Source organism: Mycobacterium sp. SMC-18 (assembly GCF_045310895.1).
GTDB lineage: Bacteria > Actinomycetota > Actinomycetes > Mycobacteriales > Mycobacteriaceae > Mycobacterium.
The window spans coordinates 168,707-183,877 of sequence record NZ_JBJIAL010000012.1; the positions used below are offsets into that span (position 1 = coordinate 168,707).

The window sequence follows — 15,171 nt, forward strand, 5'->3', positions numbered from 1 at the left end:
CTGGGCCTCAGGCGGCGGCCTGCGATGTCGACGTGACCTTCTTGCCCTGGGACTTCTTGCCGGACTTCGTCTTCGGCTTCTTCGGGGCGGTCTGCTTCTCGGCCTTGCTGCCGGTGTCCGACGTGCCTGAGCCGGCGTTCGAGTTGGTTGTTGCCCCGGTCGTGTCGGGCTTGGCGCCGGAGTCGGTGTCGTGCTTCGTCGTCGAGACGGTGTCGGGCGCCGTTGAATCCTTGGTGTCTGTCGGATCTTTGGGGTCTGCCAAGTCTTTGGTGCCCGTCGTCGGCGGCGTGGCCGATGTCGGTGCAGGCTTGACCGCGGGCTTGATCTTCGTTGCGGTGATCTTCGGGATTGCGGTGGCCGCGACCCCGGCTGCCGGGGTCGGCGTGACGGCCGCGATCGGCGCCGGCTGGGTCGCCAATGCGTTGGCAATGGTGTTCTGCGCGAACGCGATTCCGTCGATGACCTTGCCGGCGCCGGTGTTGAGGCCTTGGACGACGAGTTTGACGCCGTCGACGACGGCAGTGGCGAGGTTGCCGATGTTGATGGGCAGTAGGGCCGCCACGATGTTCTGGGTGGCGATGATCGCCGAGGTCGCGACAGCGTTGAACCCGCCGAGCAGACCGGTGCCGAGACCGATCAGCGCGACCGGGACTGCTTGCACCAACGCCTGGTCCACCGCCAGCACGCGTTGGTCGCGCGCTATCATGGACAACAGGATCGGCCCGCCGATGACGGTCACCGCGCCGATGACTCCGGCTTCGACAGTGCCGAGGGCGCCGACGAAGTCTCGGGCCAGAACCTGCTGCGCGACGGTGACCACGAGTCCCGGGATGGCACTGATGGTCTGCCCGACGCCCTGGCCTGCTTTGGCCAGTCCCGCCCCGATTGTCACGAAGTCGGTGATCTGGTTGGCGACCCACTGCTTGAACGCGGGGAACTGCAGGATGTCTGCGATGGTGGCGGTGAACTGGATGTTCGGCATTTGGACGCTGTGTATCACCGGTGCGGGGAGGGCCCTCAACACCGGTGGCGGCGGAGCGGCGACGATGACGCCTGCGGCCATGACGGCGGCGGCGGTGGGCAGGCTCAAACGGGCTGTGAGGGTATGCATGTGAAGCTCCTGACCGAGAGGGAACTCAAGCAATATTGACGGTAGCGACAAATTTGCCTCGGTGCTGAGCAATCGCCAAAGTTCGCGCCGCTGTCAGTGCTGCGGTCGGTGCCCGTCGGGGTGGAAGGTGCCGGGCGCCATTTTTGGGGCCTCGGGTTCGGATGCCAGGGTGCGTCGCAGGCGCTGGCCCAATTCATGGTTCTGCACGGGCTTGCCCACGTGCGGCGCGAGTGTGCGCGCGATGGCCTGCAGCACGGGCTCTCGCGGTGGGATCGGAATGAAATGGTCGCCGATGACCAACCAACCGCCGCCGCCGGCGGCCGCGCCACCGAACAGCTTGCCGACCAGGTCGGGCAGGTCGAGGCCGCCGGCCGGAAGGTGCAGTTGAGCGAGCACCGACACCGTGTTGTTGTACCGGTTGGTGACGTAGATTCGCGAGCCGTCGGGCGAAACGGCAATGGCCCCTGCGTAATTCCCGATGTTGACGGTATCCGTCACCGTCATGGTGGCGGTATCGATCCGACTCACGTCGCCGGTCAGTTGGGTGACGTAGACCGCCGAACCATCGGGCGCGACGGCGATGTCGGTGAGCTCTTCGCCGAGTGGGAAGGTGACGCTGGTGGTGACCGCGCCGGCGCCGACATCAACGATGGTCACATTACTGGTGGTCAGACCGAACTTGACGTCGCCCTGCACATAGAGCCGACTGTTGTCGGGGCTGACGACGAATCCGCCGATCGGCTTGCCGACGTCAATGGTCTTCACGATGTTGTGGCTCGTGGTGTCGATGACCCAGATCAGGTCTCCGCCGTAACCCGCGACGTAGAGGCGGGCGCCGTTGGGGCTGACGGCGAGGTAGTACGCGTCGTCGACCTTGATGGTTCCGGTCACCGTATTGGTGGCGGCGTCGATCAGCATGACTTTCGGGTCGGAAGTGCCATCGGTATCGCCGCCTGAAGCGAGATAAACGGTGGAACCGTCGGGGTGAACCGCCGCTGTGCCGGCCCAGCCGGACAGCACCACGGCCACAACGGATTTGGTGCTGACGTCCATCACCGACAACCCGCCCAGATTGTTGCAGTACAGCCGCGTACCGTCCGGGTGTACGACCAGCTGCTGGGCGCCGGGTAATCCGATGCCGGGCCCGATGGTGTCGACCACGGTGTTGCTGACCGTGGCGATCACCGAGACCGTCGGATTGGCGATGTTTCCGACGTACAGGCGGTCACCGGCCGGACTCGCCGCCGCCGCCGTCGGTCCGCCGCTCTCCGGAATCGTTGCGATGACTGCGAGCATGGCGAAAGCTCCCTTGGCCTAAAGGGATTCGACAACCCGGGTCGCGGTCGGCAGGTCGACACCGGCCTCGTCGCGGTACGCCTTGATGGCCGCGATCTTGTTGCCGGCGGCCAGTAGTTCGAGCACGCGGTTCGACACCTGTGTTTGCGCCATCGACCGCACATCGGGCAGTGGGATGCCGGTCTGCGCGTAGAGATGTCGGACCAACTGTTCCAGCGCCCCGAGCCGCTCGTAGATATCGTTCGTCGTCACGTCGCCAGTGTGGCACCTATGCGCCGGCTGTGGGCCGAAAGTGCCATCAGGTATCGGCGGACTCGGGGCCGAATTCGTTGGCCAGCACCGCGACTTTGTCGGCGGGGAAGCCACCTCGACGTGCGTGCTCACGGATCGCGTCCTCGCTGGGCGCCTCGTGGACGCAATAGATCTTGTCACCCGCCACGTAGCTGGTGATCCAGCGATAGGGGACGCCGAGGTTCGCCACGACATCGTTCGACTTCGTCGCGATGTCGGCCAGCTCCGCCTCGGTCAGCTCGCTGGCTCCCGGAATCTCCCGCTCGATGAGGTAGCGCTTCATGATCTCTCCGTCCCTGGGTCTGGTGTCCGCAACTGTCGTCGCGGTCGTCTCGAAGAATGCGTTGCCTCGATTGCCGTGGCCTTGACGGAATCCTGAAATCTGCAGGTCACGGCGGTGCACAGCGGGCCGCTCGGCTCAGTTTCGCCGGCCTGTGTTTCACAACTGCTTCAGCGGCGCGCAACGGCCCCGGTAGACCGTCGACCGGTCCGATGGCTTCGTCGGGCAACGACCTGATCGGGAACGGAGAAGACGGTGGTGGACATGAAGTCAGTCGGGCGGGTGGGTCCGCCGGTAATTGCTTTGGGTATTGGAATCGCCATGCTGCCAATGGCATTCGCTTCGCAGGAGGCGTCATCTGCGCTGCCGCGCCATGTCGATGTGGTGACGGTGCGGGCCGCGACGCAAGCGGAGCCAACCAGGGCTGCCGCGCACTCCGCGGATCCGACCGCGCCGCGTACGTCAGTGGAACCCGTTGTGGTGCAACCGCGGTCAGGTGATTCCGTCGACGGTCCGCACGTGGTCGCGAGCCGTCCACCGCACCACGAGCCACGGGTGCGCGTCGCGGGCGACACGGCGCTCGTCTTCGGTCCCGCGCTGCTCGCCGCTACGACGGTGCGCACGCCCGCCGGGGGCGGGGCGCCGACGGCGCTTCAACCGGGCGTCGGCGGCGATCCTCTGGGTGAGCTTGTCGGCATCTTCGTGAGCAACGGCGACGCACCGGGTGAGAACGGCGGGCTGTTGATCGGCAACGGTGCAGATGGAGCCGCGGGCCAGAACGGCGGCCGGGGCGGACTGCTCTTCGGCAACGGCGGCAAGGGTGGCGATGCGACCGCAAACCAGGGACCGGGGAACGGCGGCAACGCGGGCTTGTTCGGAAACGGCGGTGACGGCGGCGCGGGTGCCAACGCGTCATCGGCCGATGGCGGTATGGGTCATCCGGGCGGCACCGGCGGGAACGGCGGCAGCATAGCCGGCAATGGTGGCAATGGCGGTAGGGGTGGTAACGCCACCAATGTCGGTACCGCGGTGGGTGGCACCGGCGGACATGGCGGCAGAGCCGGGACATTCATCGGGACGGGCGGCCGCGGGGGTGACGGCGGTAACGGCGCGAGCAGCCAGGGTCAGGGTGTCGGTGGTAGTGGCGGCGCGGGTGGCGACGGTGGATTCTCCGGGACCGGCGGCGCGGGCGGAGCCGGTGGCAGCGGAGCGGGGGTGAGCGCCAGCGGCGGCTACGCCGGTTCCGGCGCGAATTCACAAGTCGGCAGGGGTGGCGCCGGTGGAACCGGCGGCGCGGCGTCGTCGACGTCGGGCGCGGCCAAAGCGGGCGGCGGCGGTCACGGCGGCAACAGCGGCCCGCTGAGCACCGGCGGCCGTGGCGGCGACGGCGGAAATGCCACCACGAAAACCGGGACCGCCAAGGGAGGCGACGGTGGTGACGGCGGTAGTCCGAAAGGTACTGGCGGTACCGGCGGCCAGGGCAACAACGGCAATGGCAACAATGGCAGCAACGGGTAGGTGGTGCACCGGCACTGATTGCCGCGATTGCCGGGCGTCGCGCCGAAACTTGGAGGACGCTGTACGTCGATGGCGGTGGAGTTTCGGGTGCTCGGCGACGTCGAGGTGCTGGTCGATGGCCGGCGCCTCGACGTCGGTCATGCGCGCCAGCGGTGCGTGCTGGTGTCATTGCTGGTCGACGTCAATCGTCCGGTGTCGTCCGATCAGCTCATCGACCGGGTGTGGGCCGATGAACCGCCGCACAAGGCGCGTAATGCTTTGGCGGCGTACATCTCTCGACTGCGTCAGCTCTTCTCGGACGCCGATGGCGTGCAGATTGTCCGGGGGCCTGCCGGCTACGCGCTGCAGGCCGATCCGCGTACCGTGGACGTGCATCTCTTCCGGGACATGCTGGCCCGGGCTCGGGCGGCGTCCATCCCGGCCGAGGCCGCCGGCCAGTTCGACGCCGCACTGGCGCTGTGGCGCGGGGAGCCGTTCGCCACAATCGACACGCCGTGGGCCAACGAGGTGCGGGGTTCGCTTGAAGCCGAACGGTTTTCCGCGGTGCTCGATCGTAATGACGCGGCGCTCGGTGCGGGGCGCCACGGTGAGTTACTCAATGAGCTGACGACGACGCTGCAGGCACATCCGCTCGATGAGCGGGTGGCGGGACAGCTGATGCTGGCGCAGTACCGGTGCGGGCGACAGGCCGCCGCCCTCGATACGTACCGCGCGATGCGCGAACGGCTTGTCGAGGAACTGGGCGTCGACCCCAGTCCGGCCCTGCAGGCCGTCCAGCAACAGATACTCGACGGTGATCCCGCGCGGCCCGTCGCGCAACCCGCTGCGGCTGCCGCTCCGGCGACGGAACCCGTCGTTCCGCGGCGCGTAACCCGGCTTGTCGGTCGCGACGACGACGTACGGCGCGTGCTGTCCGCGTTCGGCGACGGGCCGGTCGTCACCCTCACGGGAGTCGGCGGCGTCGGCAAGACCCGGCTTGCCCTCGAAACGGCGGCGCGCGAAGAGAGCAATTTCGTTGACGGCGTGTGGGTTTGCGAGTTGGCGCCGCTGAGTGACGGCTCGGCCATCGGCCGCGCCGTCGCTGCCGCGCTGCGGGTGCAGGCCGGGTACGGCCAGGACGTCGACGATGCCGTGATCGATCATCTGCGTCCGCTGAAACTGCTGCTGGTCATCGACAACTGCGAGCACGTCCTCGCCAACGCGGCCGCCCTGATCGACCGGATCACCTACGAGTGTCCCGGCGTGCGGGTATTGGCGACGAGCCGAGAATCCCTCGGGGTGGAAGCCGAACGCCTCGTGCCGGTGCATCCGCTGTCGGAGGACGATGCCGCCGTGCTGTTCGTCGACCGGGCCAGGGCCAGCCGGCCCGACTTCGACCCCGATCGCGAGCCGGCGGGTGCCGTGGCGGAAATCTGCCGGCGGCTCGACGGCGTGCCGTTGGCCATCGAGCTGGCCGCCGCCCGGATGCGGGCGATGTCGAGTGGGGACGTCGCCCGCCGACTGGACCGGTTACGCCTGCTCAGCGGCGGTAAGCGCGGCGCGCACCCGCGGCAGCAGAGCGTCACCGCGACAATCGACTGGTCCTACCGATTGCTCTCCGAAACCGAACAACAGTTGTTCGCGCGATTGTCGGTGTTCGCGGGCGGGTTCGATCTCGACGCGGTTCACGGTGTGTGCGCCGATGCCGGCACCACCGACGATGACGTGTTGGACATGCTCATGGGCCTGGTCGACAAGTCGATGGTCATGGTGCGCACCGGCCCGACCGGCACCCGCTACGACGTCCTGGAGACATTGCGCGCGTACGGGCGGGAACGCCTGCAGGACAACGGGACCGCCGACGCGGTGGCGTCGCGCCACGCGACGTACTTCGTCGAACTCGCCGAGCGCGCGTCGGCGGGAATGCGCGGCCGTGACGAAGCGGCCTGGGTGCAGCGGGTACTGCCCAAGGCCGGAACGACTTTTGTCGCACCGGATTTCGACAATCTGCGGACGGCATTCGAGTTCGCGATGGCGAGGCACGACATCGACCTGGCGCTGCGGCTGGCCACGTCGCTGCCGGAGATCCACCTTCGGGTGGGTTATGACCCCATGGACTGGGTGGAGCGGGCGATCCAGGCCGCCGACCGCCAACATCCGTTGTTTCCGGCCGCGGTCGGCACCGTCGCGCGCGGCTACCAGGTACTCGGGGAGTTCGCGCACGCGCGGACGATCATCGCCTTGGCGGAAGGCCGCGAGCCGGCCGCGGGTGTGTCCTTTCTCGCGTACCCGGCCGATGTGCTCGCCGACGTGGTGATGAATGACGGCGACTTGTCGACCAGCACAGCATATTTCGAGGACCTGTTCTTCCGGTCGGGCGAAGGCACCGATCCACTGCGGAGGCTGCTGGCGGCGGAGCGGATCTCCCTCGGATACCAGGCGATGGAGACCAACGACGCGGCGTTGCCGGCCGCGCGGGAAGCGGTGCGGATCGCTGACAGCGTCGGGAACCCCACGGGACGGGCGCTGGCGCGCTGCGCGCTGGCACGGGCGCTTGCCGTCAGCCGGCCGGACGATGCGTTGCCGATCATCAGCGACGCCCACGAGTTGGCCTCCGCCGTGGAGAACACCTGGCTCATCGCCATGGCCGAAATGGAGTCGGCGACCATTCACGCCGCCCGCGGTGACCGGCGCGCGGCAGCGCGGGGCCACCACGTGACACTCGAGATGTTCGTGATCGCCGGACCGTCCAAAGTCATTCCGTTGCAGTGGGACAACCTGGGACGCATGGCGCGGTTCCTGCTGCAGGCGGGCGCCACCGCAGAAGCCGCGGCGCTGCACGGGGCTGCCGTCGCGGCAGGCCGGCGACCACCGCTCAACGCCGCCGAGGTGGCGCAGTTGGACGGCGTCGAGGGCGTCGTGCTGACGGGTACGGAAATCGTCGACTACGCGCGAACGGTGTTGCGCCGCTTCATGTGAGACGCGCAGAACTTGTCGGACCCTTCTGCTTTGATGGTGTCATGTCCACCACCGCCGGTCGGCTAGGAACAGCACCCGTCGCAGACGCCGGGCGCGGTGAAGTCCTTGGTGATCTGCTGGCTGATCTGCGTCCGCGCACCACCGTCGGCGTCGATGAATGTTGCCGCGGCATAGATCTCGTCGAGGTCTTCGCCGGTGACCCGGTCGGGGTCGTACCACTTGGTGCCGTCGGCATCGAGGTCGTAGGTGCGCACCGACAACTCACGCTGGTATTCCAGGCCGCCGGGGCCGGCCCGGAGAAAACCGCCGGCATCCGAATGTCTGTGCGGCACTCTGAGGTAGGCGATGCTGCTGTCTCCCTCGTGGCCATGGCCGTCGTCGTCCTGCAGGTAGTAGACCATGTGGCCAGGCTTGGCCGGGTTGTCGTCGATGTGGATGAGGTAGCCCTCTGCGTCGGCCTGCGTCATCGGGAAGACGCCGCGGATGGTCACCCGGTACGAGCCCGGCTTCCCGAAATCAGGGCAGAGGAAAAGCGTTGCGCCGCTGGGCTTGGGAGCCGCGACCGCGGGTGCGGTGGTAACGGCGGACACGGCGAGTACGGTCGCGGCGAGCTTCACCGGCCATGAGTGGTTGTTCACTGTCGTTTCCTTGCGTCTCAGTGGCAGCAGCCGTCGCAGATGCCCGGCACCTCGAAATTGCGCGTGATCACCTGCGTCACGGCACGCCGTTCGCCGCCACCACCGTCGCGGAACGTCGCGACGGCATAGACCTCGTCGACGTCGTCGTCGGACCCGGGCTGCCGGTAGTCCTCGTTGAAATTCGGTCGGGGGACGACCATTTCGCGCCGGTACTCGAGGCCACCGGGGCCCGCTTGCAGATAGCCCTCACTCGTGGTCTGGGTCGTGGGGTAGAAGCCGTAGCCGATGTCGTAGTCGGAGTTGTTGCCGGGATTGTCGGCCTTGAGCTGAACGCGCAGCCCGCCGGGACCGGAGCCACCGGGATGATTGCCGTCGTTCATGTGGATGAGGTAGCCGGCCGCGTCGGGCTGCTGCATCGGATAGGCGCCTTTGACCGTGATCCGGTAGCTGCTCGGGTTCCCGATGTCTTGGCAGATGTAGAGCATGGCGCCGTCGGTTTGCGCGGGCGCCGCTACGGCGGTGCCGGCACCGAGGCCGACGATCGTCGCGGCGGCGGCCACGCCGCCCAGGTGGATGATTCCGTTCATTGCTGCTCTCCTCTGGCAGTGGGGGTTGTCGCACTGACGGTGCGCGACTGGCGTTGCCCGCTGCTGAAGAAGTCGTGAAAGGCGCAGGTGACCGGCACGCGCCGACGGCGGAAGCAGGGCGCACGAGGTGTGTGTGTCTACCGGGGACCGCGTTGACCTCGGCATTTCATAGCGGTGCAACGTTTGGTGCAGAGCCGGGACGCATCGTCGGGTGACTACAAAACTGCACTACCCGAGAGGAACTCCCATGAGCCCCACACCGCCGCCGGATGTCGTTGCCGGACCGAAGATCACCAGCTGCCCGGTGCTCCGTCACCCCGCCCACCGGCCCGACGATCGACCGGGAGTCCGCGCGGCCGCGCTGGCCTACGGCGCGGTGAGCTACGCGTTATTCCTCGGTGTGTTCCTGTACGCCATGTGGTTCGTCGCCGATGTCATCGTGCCGCGCAGCGTCGACCGCGCAATCCACGCGCCGGTCGGACAAGCGGTGATCATCGACCTCGGCTTGTTGAGCGTTTTCGCGGTCCAGCACAGCGTGATGGCCCGGCCGGCTTTCAAACGGTGGTGGACCCGTTTCGTGCCGGTCGCCATCGAGCGGAGCACCTACGTGCTGTTCGCGTCTGCGGCGCTCGCCCTGGTGTTCTGGCAATGGCGCTCGATCGACACGGTGGTGTGGCAGGTGGATTCCGAGCCGGCTGCCGTGGCGCTGTACGCACTGGCGACCGCGGGCTGGATGACGGTGCTCGCTTCGACGTTCATGATCGACCACTTCGAACTCTTCGGCGTCCGCCAGGTGGTGCTCGCGTGGCAGTCGAAGGCCCACGCGGACAAGGGTTTCCGCACGGTGCTCCTCTACCGGCTGGTGCGGCACCCGCTGATGCTCGGATTCGTGGTCGCCTTCTGGGCCACGCCGACCATGACGGCCGGGCACCTGCTGTTCTCGCTCACCACGACCGGGTACATCCTGGTGGCAATCCAGCTCGAGGAGCGCGACCTGATCGCCGCGCTGGGCGAGCAGTACCGTGCGTATCGCGACCGCGTGCCGATGCTCGTGCCGAAGTTGTGGCGGTGATCAGCCCGCCTCGGCCGCCCACTCCTGCGTCACGCGCCGTTTCTGCTCGGCGGCAACCTGACTCAGATGTGCGGCTTTCGGCCATCCGCAGTGTGCGGCGAAATGCAGCATCAGTTCGTCCATCTCGTCGAACGACACGTCGCGGCTCTTCAACGCGGCGTAGACGTGGCTGACGATGGGAAACGGCGCGTCCTGGAAGGCCACACAGGCCACGGTGATCAGGCGCCGTTCCTTTCTCGCCAGCCCGGGCCGCAGCCACATTTCGCCGAAGACGAAGTTCAAGATACCGGCGCCCTGGAATGGGTTGTCCTGGCCCGGTGCGAACGGCAGGCAGTTGATGTCCTTGAAGCACTGCGCGCCGGCGGCCAGGCGTTCTTCGGGGTCACTGGGAGTGGGAAGCGGCAGCAGCGGTTCGGGCTCGGGTACCGGCAGGCCCCGCTCCTGATGGATGCGGTTCCACTCCTGGTCGACGATCATGTTGAAGCGGGAAGCCTTCGGCCAGCCGGCATATACGGCGAAGTGCAGAATGGTTTCCCGCATCTCGACGATCGTGATGTCACCACTGTTGAGGGCAGCGTAAGCATGCGCGCGCAACGGATCTTCGGCATCGGCGTCGGCGACGCAGGGGAGGGTGATGAAGCGCCGTTCGCGCCGGCTCAGGCCCGGCCGCTGCCACACATCCCCGAAGATGACGTCCATCAAGTGGTCGTCCACCGGGGTGGATTGCGGTGGCGCGGCAACCGTCATGACTTCGGCGTAGGCCAGCCTGCCGCGCTCGGTGTCCAGCTCTGTCATGCTCGTCCTCTCTGGCTCACCGAATGGTGACGCCGGCATCGACTTTGAGTTCGAGGCCCGTGACGTAACGGGATTCGTCGGACATCAGGTACAGCACCGCGTTGCTGATGTCGATGGCCTCGGCCATGACGACCGGTAGAGCATTGGAGAAAAGCGGTGCCAGATCAGGCCGCGTCTCCCGGATCAGGGCGTGCAGGGACGGCGGCTGCATTCCGGTCGGCACTCCGGTGGGATGCACTGTGTTCACTCGAACACCCTGCGCGGCAACCTCATTGGCCAGGCTCTTGCTGAGCCCCACGATCCCGTGCTTGGACGCGGTATAGGGGAGGTGAAGCGGTGTCCCTTTGGTACCGGCAGCGGAGCTGATGTTGACGATGCTGCCGCCGCGGTCGATCAGGTGGGGCAGCGCCGCTGCGCAGGTGTTCCACGTCCCGATCAGGTTCACATCGACCACGGCGCGCCATTGTTCTGCGGTGGTGGTGTCCCACGTGCCCGCGGTGAGGACCCCGGCATTGGCAATGGCGCCGTCGAGGCCGCCCAACTGCTGCACGCCGTCGTCGACTGCCGCGCGCAACGCGTCGGCATCGCGGACGTCGACGACGTACGTCGCGGCGCGGCGTCCGGATTCCCGCACCAGTCTGGCGGTTTCGTCGAGATCGTCGCGCGTGGCCAGTGGGTACTCGAGGACGGCGAGGGACTCGCAGATGTCCGCGAGAATGAGATCGGCGCCCTCCTCGGCGAGGCGCACCGCGTGGCTGCGGCCCATCCCGCGGGCCGCGCCCGTGATCAATATCTTCTTGCCGGCGACTCTGCCGGTGCCGGCATTCACAGCTTGTTGCAGAAGCCGGCGTCGACCGGAAGCGTGACCCCGGTGATGTATTGCGCGGCATCGGAGGCCAGGAAGGCGACGGCGTGGCTGATGTCTTCTGGTTCGAGCAGCCCGACAGGCATGGGGTTCTGCAGATGTGGGCCGCCATCGGGGTAGTTCTCCAGAAACGCCGTCATGGCCGGATTGACCGCCATCATGGTGTTGACGGCGGTCGGGTGCACGGTGTTGACCCGGATGCTCTGTGGGGCAAGCGCATTGGCCAGTGTTCGCATGAGGCCGACGATGCCGTGCTTGGACGCCGCATAGCCCAGACCGCCGGCCTGCGAACCGCCGAAGCCCTTCAGTCCGGCAGTGGAGCTGGTGAAGATGATCGACCCGCCGCGTCCGCCGGCGATGATGTGGGGGATCGCGGCCTTGGCGGTGTGCAGGGCGCCCGTCAGGTTGACGTCGATGACGTCGGTCCACATCTCGAGTTCTTCTTCGATGGTCAGCTCACGGAATGCCATCGTGGCGATGCCGGCGTTCGCGCAGACGATGTCGAGGCGACCGAATTGCTCGACGCCGGCATCCACCGCTGACTTGAGTTCGGCGAAATCACGGACGTCGGCGACGGCGGCGACGATCTTGCCGCCCACTGATTCGACGAGAGCCACGGTTTCGGAGAGCTCGTCACGGCTGGCCATGGGGTAGCCGTTCGACGCGATGTCGGCGCAGATGTCGACGGCGATGATGCCGGCGCCTTCTCTGGCCAGATGCACGGCGTGGCTACGCCCCTGCCCACGGGCCGCTCCGCTGATGAAAGCGACCTTCCCGTCCAACGATCCCATCTGAACTCCTTGCCGTGTACTCAAAGTTGGGTGTAAACCGTCTTGGTCTTCAGGAAGCTCTCGATCCCGTCGCGCCCCCATTCATGCCCCCAGCCGGACTGCTTGTAGCCGCCGAACGGCATCGAATGGTCGAACACCATCTGGCAGTTCAGCGTGACGGTGCCGGCGTCGAGCCGTTTGGCGAGCCGGTGTGCGCGGCCGATGTCCTTGGTCCAGGCCGTCGCGGCCAGTCCGTACTCGGAATCGTTGGCCAGGGCCACGACCTCGTCGTCGTCATCGAACGGCAGGATCGCGACCACCGGCCCGAAGATCTCCTGCTGGTACAGCCGCGCGGTGGGCGCGACATCGGTGAGAACCGTTGGGTGCACGAAGAATCCACTGCGATCCAGCCGGTCTCCGCCGGCGACTATCTCGACGCCATCCCTGCGGCCCCCATCGATGAAGCCCAACACCTGGTCGAGCTGCTTGGCGCTGATGATCGGGCCGATCAGGACGCCGTCTTCTGTCGGTGCACCGAGCTTCACCGAGTTCGCGATGTTGGCGACGCCCTCGACCACCTTCTCGTACACGCTTCGCTGGGCGAAGATTCGCGATCCGCTGATGCAGCCCTGCCCGGAATGGATGAAGATACCCATCGCCGCCATCGTGATGGCGGTGTCCAGGTCGGCGTCGTCGTAGATCAGCACCGGTGACTTGCCGCCCAATTCGAGCGCGACCCGCTTGAGATTGCCACCGCCGGCGGCTTGCACGATCTGCTTGCCCACTTCGGTGGAGCCGGTGAAGGCGACCTTGTCGACGCCGGGATGCGCGGTGATCGCCGCGCCGACCGTGTGGCCGTATCCGGTGACGAGGTTGACCACGCCGTCCGGTACGCCGGCCTCGGCCAGGATTCGCTCCAGCAGCAGGGCCGAAAGGGGCGTCTCCTCAGCGGGTTTGACGACGCAGCTGCACCCCGCGGCCAGCGCGGGCGCCAGCTTGGTGCACGCGTTGAACACCGGCCCGTTCCACGGGAAGATCAGCCCGACAACGCCGTAGGGCTCTTTGAGTGTGTAGGCGTGCATGGTGGTGAAGGCGCCGGTGATGCCGCCGGTCTGCTGCACATCGTGGGCGATGCCGTTGACCTTGGTGCACCAGCCCGCGTAGTAACGGAACGATTCGGCGCACGTCGACATGATCATGAACGCCTGGAAATACGGCATTCCGGTGTTGAGGGAATCGATCTGGGCGAGTTCGTCGGCGTGCTGGTCGATCAGATCGGCCACCCGCCACAGCACCTTGGCCCGCTCGTTGCCGGGCAGCCCGCTCCACACCCCCGAGGTGAAACTCGCGCGCGCACGGGTCACGGCAGCGTCGACCGCTTCGGCGCCGCCGTCCCGGAATTCGGCGATCACCTCCTCGGTGGCGGGGTTGATGATCGCGATGACGTCCCCGTGGCCCGGCCGGTTCGTGATGTCTTCCAGGACCGACTGCACCGTCATCGCCGCACCTCGGTGAACTCGATGTGCAGCTCGGTGAGGCCGCGCAGCAGGAACGTCGGCTCGTAGCCGTAGTTGCGATGGCCCGGGGCGCCATGCTTGGCCTCGCTGATCCGGATGTCGCGCATCCGATCGAGGAATCTGTAGGTCTCAGGGATTGTGCGCTGCGTGTCGATAGCAGAGTCCGCATCGGCGTGTCGAATGCAAATCTGTAGGTAGTGCCTTCTGTATCGGTTACGTTCGGTTCATGCAGCCGCGGTACCGGTATGAACGCGCGGTTTCCGTTGGATCCGTGCCCGTGTTTGTTGTGGTGGATCGGACCTACACGCAGCATCCGGAGGCGGGCGAGTATCTGCTTTGGTTGAGGGATCGAGACATGTCTCCAAATACCCAGCGGATGTATGCAAGCCGGATCGCTCGGTTCTTGTCGAGTTGTGACCAATTGTCGGTTGATTGGCGGCAGTTGGACTGGGACGTGTTGCGCGGCTACCGCGATCAGCTAGTCCATGAGCTACTGGAACGCGGGGGGCAGAGGAAAGCAAGCACGGTGAACTCGCATATGCGCTGTGTTGTGGACTTCTGCATCTTTGCGGTGCACATGGGCTGGATGCCGCCCGAACTTGTCCGGCAGTTGCAAGCTCGCGTCCGACCGCCGAAGACTGGACTCCCGGCTTCGGGTTATCGGGACTCGATGCTGGTGACGCAGCCGTTGACCAGCGTATTGAAGTTGCGGGAAGCCAAGAGCCGACCGAGAACTGTTGAGTATGAGCATCTTGACTTGGTCGCCGGTGCGGCGGTGAACGCACGGGACAGGTTCTTAGTGGTGTTGCTGCTGCAGACCGGTTTACGAATCGGTGAGGCGCTAGGCTTGCGCCGCAATGATTTGCATTTCCTTCCCGATAGCCGCAATGCCGGTTGCCGGCTGCAGGGCCCGCACTTGCACATCGAGAGGCGGGTGAATCCGAACGGCGCATTGGCGAAAAGCCGTAATGAGAGAACCGTTCCTGTGACTGCTGAATTGGTGGACTTTTACGTCGACATGATGTTGGAGAAGGTAGAGGCGATTCCTGCCGAGCATCACTCGGACATGGTGTTTGTGAACACGTTCCGCGAGCCACTAGGGGATGCGCTGTCTTATGACGCCATTCGCTACATCTTTGACGCGATCTCAACCAGGGTTGGCTACCGGGTCACTCCTCACGTTTTGCGCCATACCTGCGCATCGCATTGGCTCGATCATGGTACGGATCGAGATGTGGTGCAGGAACTGCTCGGTCACGCGGCCCCTCAATCGACAGAGATCTATTTGCATCCGCGGAGTAAGCGGCTACGAGAAGCAGTGGAGCGGGCGTCGTGGCGGGTTCAGCGAGTGCGGCAATGACGGCACGAGCCCGATCTACGGCCTCTCGGTTGCAGGGAGCAATGATCAGAACCTGTGGATGAGCCTCGGCGAGGCGGCGTAGGAAAGGGCGCACCTTCCCGAGGATGATCTGA

Annotated in this window: 14 protein-coding genes and 1 pseudogene; 4 read left to right on the forward strand and 11 right to left on the reverse strand. The window is 66.3% G+C overall.

Annotated elements, in window-relative coordinates; translation table 11 throughout:
• Positions 1-7 precede the first annotated feature (7 nt).
• From ACJH6J_RS13535 to ACJH6J_RS13550, 4 genes are all read right to left on the reverse strand, one after another.
• Positions 8-1,111: a hypothetical protein gene (locus tag ACJH6J_RS13535; protein ID WP_406801309.1), complete on the reverse strand. Its 1,104-nt coding sequence runs from the start codon at positions 1,109-1,111 to the stop codon at positions 8-10.
• Positions 1,112-1,204: 93 nt separating this feature from the next.
• Positions 1,205-2,407 carry a YncE family protein gene (locus ACJH6J_RS13540; protein ID WP_138248537.1) on the reverse strand — a complete coding sequence of 401 codons (1,203 nt, stop codon included), beginning with the start codon at positions 2,405-2,407 and terminating at the stop codon, positions 1,205-1,207.
• A gap of 18 nt (positions 2,408-2,425) precedes the next feature.
• A complete protein-coding gene (locus tag ACJH6J_RS13545; RefSeq protein ID WP_138248538.1) occupies positions 2,426-2,659 on the reverse strand; it encodes a hypothetical protein in 234 nt (77 codons plus the stop codon).
• Positions 2,660-2,705: 46 nt separating this feature from the next.
• Positions 2,706-2,981, reverse strand: coding sequence for a DUF4242 domain-containing protein (locus ACJH6J_RS13550; RefSeq protein WP_138248539.1), 276 nt, complete (start codon positions 2,979-2,981; stop codon positions 2,706-2,708).
• A 327-nt stretch (positions 2,982-3,308) separates the two neighbouring features.
• Between ACJH6J_RS13550 and ACJH6J_RS13555 the strand changes: the two genes are divergently transcribed.
• Both ACJH6J_RS13555 and ACJH6J_RS13560 read left to right on the forward strand, forming a co-directional pair.
• Complete coding sequence (locus tag ACJH6J_RS13555; protein ID WP_163692683.1) at positions 3,309-4,496, forward strand: PGRS repeat-containing protein; 1,188 nt, start codon at positions 3,309-3,311, stop codon at positions 4,494-4,496.
• Between the two features lie 69 nt (positions 4,497-4,565).
• The gene (locus ACJH6J_RS13560; protein WP_406801310.1) at positions 4,566-7,454 is read left to right on the forward strand and encodes a BTAD domain-containing putative transcriptional regulator; all 2,889 of its coding nucleotides are present in this window, start codon (positions 4,566-4,568) and stop codon (positions 7,452-7,454) included.
• Between the two features lie 62 nt (positions 7,455-7,516).
• Here ACJH6J_RS13560 and ACJH6J_RS13565 read toward each other — a convergent pair whose 3' ends face one another.
• Positions 7,517-8,092: a hypothetical protein gene (locus tag ACJH6J_RS13565; RefSeq protein WP_406801311.1), complete on the reverse strand. Its 576-nt coding sequence runs from the start codon at positions 8,090-8,092 to the stop codon at positions 7,517-7,519.
• A gap of 17 nt (positions 8,093-8,109) precedes the next feature.
• Complete coding sequence (locus ACJH6J_RS13570) at positions 8,110-8,679, reverse strand: hypothetical protein (protein ID WP_406801312.1); 570 nt, start codon at positions 8,677-8,679, stop codon at positions 8,110-8,112.
• Positions 8,680-8,926: 247 nt separating this feature from the next.
• Here ACJH6J_RS13570 and mddA point away from each other — a divergent pair, with 247 nt between their 5' ends.
• The gene (gene mddA, locus ACJH6J_RS13575) at positions 8,927-9,751 is read left to right on the forward strand and encodes a methanethiol S-methyltransferase (protein ID WP_226521356.1); all 825 of its coding nucleotides are present in this window, start codon (positions 8,927-8,929) and stop codon (positions 9,749-9,751) included.
• Here the strand turns inward: mddA and ACJH6J_RS13580 are convergent, their stop codons facing one another.
• From ACJH6J_RS13580 to ACJH6J_RS13600, 5 genes and pseudogenes are all read right to left on the reverse strand, one after another.
• A complete protein-coding gene (locus ACJH6J_RS13580) occupies positions 9,752-10,546 on the reverse strand; it encodes a carboxymuconolactone decarboxylase family protein (protein WP_226521357.1) in 795 nt (264 codons plus the stop codon).
• Positions 10,547-10,562: 16 nt separating this feature from the next.
• Positions 10,563-11,375 (reverse strand): mycofactocin-coupled SDR family oxidoreductase, encoded by an 813-nt coding sequence (locus ACJH6J_RS13585; protein WP_406801313.1) that lies wholly within the window; start codon positions 11,373-11,375, stop codon positions 10,563-10,565.
• Positions 11,372-12,202 carry a mycofactocin-coupled SDR family oxidoreductase gene (locus tag ACJH6J_RS13590; protein ID WP_406801314.1) on the reverse strand — a complete coding sequence of 277 codons (831 nt, stop codon included), beginning with the start codon at positions 12,200-12,202 and terminating at the stop codon, positions 11,372-11,374. The genes ACJH6J_RS13585 and ACJH6J_RS13590 overlap by 4 nt, the downstream gene beginning before the upstream one ends.
• 20 nt (positions 12,203-12,222) lie before the next feature.
• Positions 12,223-13,680 carry an aldehyde dehydrogenase family protein gene (locus ACJH6J_RS13595; RefSeq protein ID WP_406801315.1) on the reverse strand — a complete coding sequence of 486 codons (1,458 nt, stop codon included), beginning with the start codon at positions 13,678-13,680 and terminating at the stop codon, positions 12,223-12,225.
• A pseudogene (locus ACJH6J_RS13600) lies at positions 13,677-13,820 on the reverse strand (cytochrome P450); the annotation flags it as partial. The pseudogene ACJH6J_RS13600 and the gene ACJH6J_RS13595, both read right to left, overlap by 4 nt.
• A gap of 104 nt (positions 13,821-13,924) precedes the next feature.
• Here ACJH6J_RS13600 and ACJH6J_RS13605 point away from each other — a divergent pair.
• On the forward strand, positions 13,925-15,058 hold the full coding sequence (locus ACJH6J_RS13605) for a tyrosine-type recombinase/integrase (protein ID WP_103799478.1): 1,134 nt from the start codon (positions 13,925-13,927) through the stop codon (positions 15,056-15,058).
• The last annotated feature ends 113 nt before the right edge of the window (positions 15,059-15,171 follow it).

What these genes read in the sequence shown, in the direction of transcription:
- ACJH6J_RS13535 (WP_406801309.1), bottom strand. Translation starts at nt 1,111, where the DNA reads ATGCATACCCTCACAGCCCGTTTGAGCCTGCCCACCGCCGCCGCCGTC.
- ACJH6J_RS13540 (WP_138248537.1), bottom strand. Translation starts at nt 2,407, where the DNA reads ATGCTCGCAGTCATCGCAACGATTCCGGAGAGCGGCGGACCGACGGCG.
- ACJH6J_RS13550 (WP_138248539.1), bottom strand. Translation starts at nt 2,981, where the DNA reads ATGAAGCGCTACCTCATCGAGCGGGAGATTCCGGGAGCCAGCGAGCTG.
- ACJH6J_RS13555 (WP_163692683.1), top strand. Translation starts at nt 3,309, where the DNA reads ATGGCATTCGCTTCGCAGGAGGCGTCATCTGCGCTGCCGCGCCATGTC.
- ACJH6J_RS13560 (WP_406801310.1), top strand. Translation starts at nt 4,566, where the DNA reads ATGGCGGTGGAGTTTCGGGTGCTCGGCGACGTCGAGGTGCTGGTCGAT.
- ACJH6J_RS13570 (WP_406801312.1), bottom strand. Translation starts at nt 8,679, where the DNA reads ATGAACGGAATCATCCACCTGGGCGGCGTGGCCGCCGCCGCGACGATC.
- mddA (WP_226521356.1), top strand. Translation starts at nt 8,927, where the DNA reads ATGAGCCCCACACCGCCGCCGGATGTCGTTGCCGGACCGAAGATCACC.
- ACJH6J_RS13580 (WP_226521357.1), bottom strand. Translation starts at nt 10,546, where the DNA reads ATGACAGAGCTGGACACCGAGCGCGGCAGGCTGGCCTACGCCGAAGTC.
- ACJH6J_RS13590 (WP_406801314.1), bottom strand. Translation starts at nt 12,202, where the DNA reads ATGGGATCGTTGGACGGGAAGGTCGCTTTCATCAGCGGAGCGGCCCGT.
- ACJH6J_RS13595 (WP_406801315.1), bottom strand. Translation starts at nt 13,680, where the DNA reads ATGACGGTGCAGTCGGTCCTGGAAGACATCACGAACCGGCCGGGCCAC.
- ACJH6J_RS13605 (WP_103799478.1), top strand. Translation starts at nt 13,925, where the DNA reads ATGCAGCCGCGGTACCGGTATGAACGCGCGGTTTCCGTTGGATCCGTG.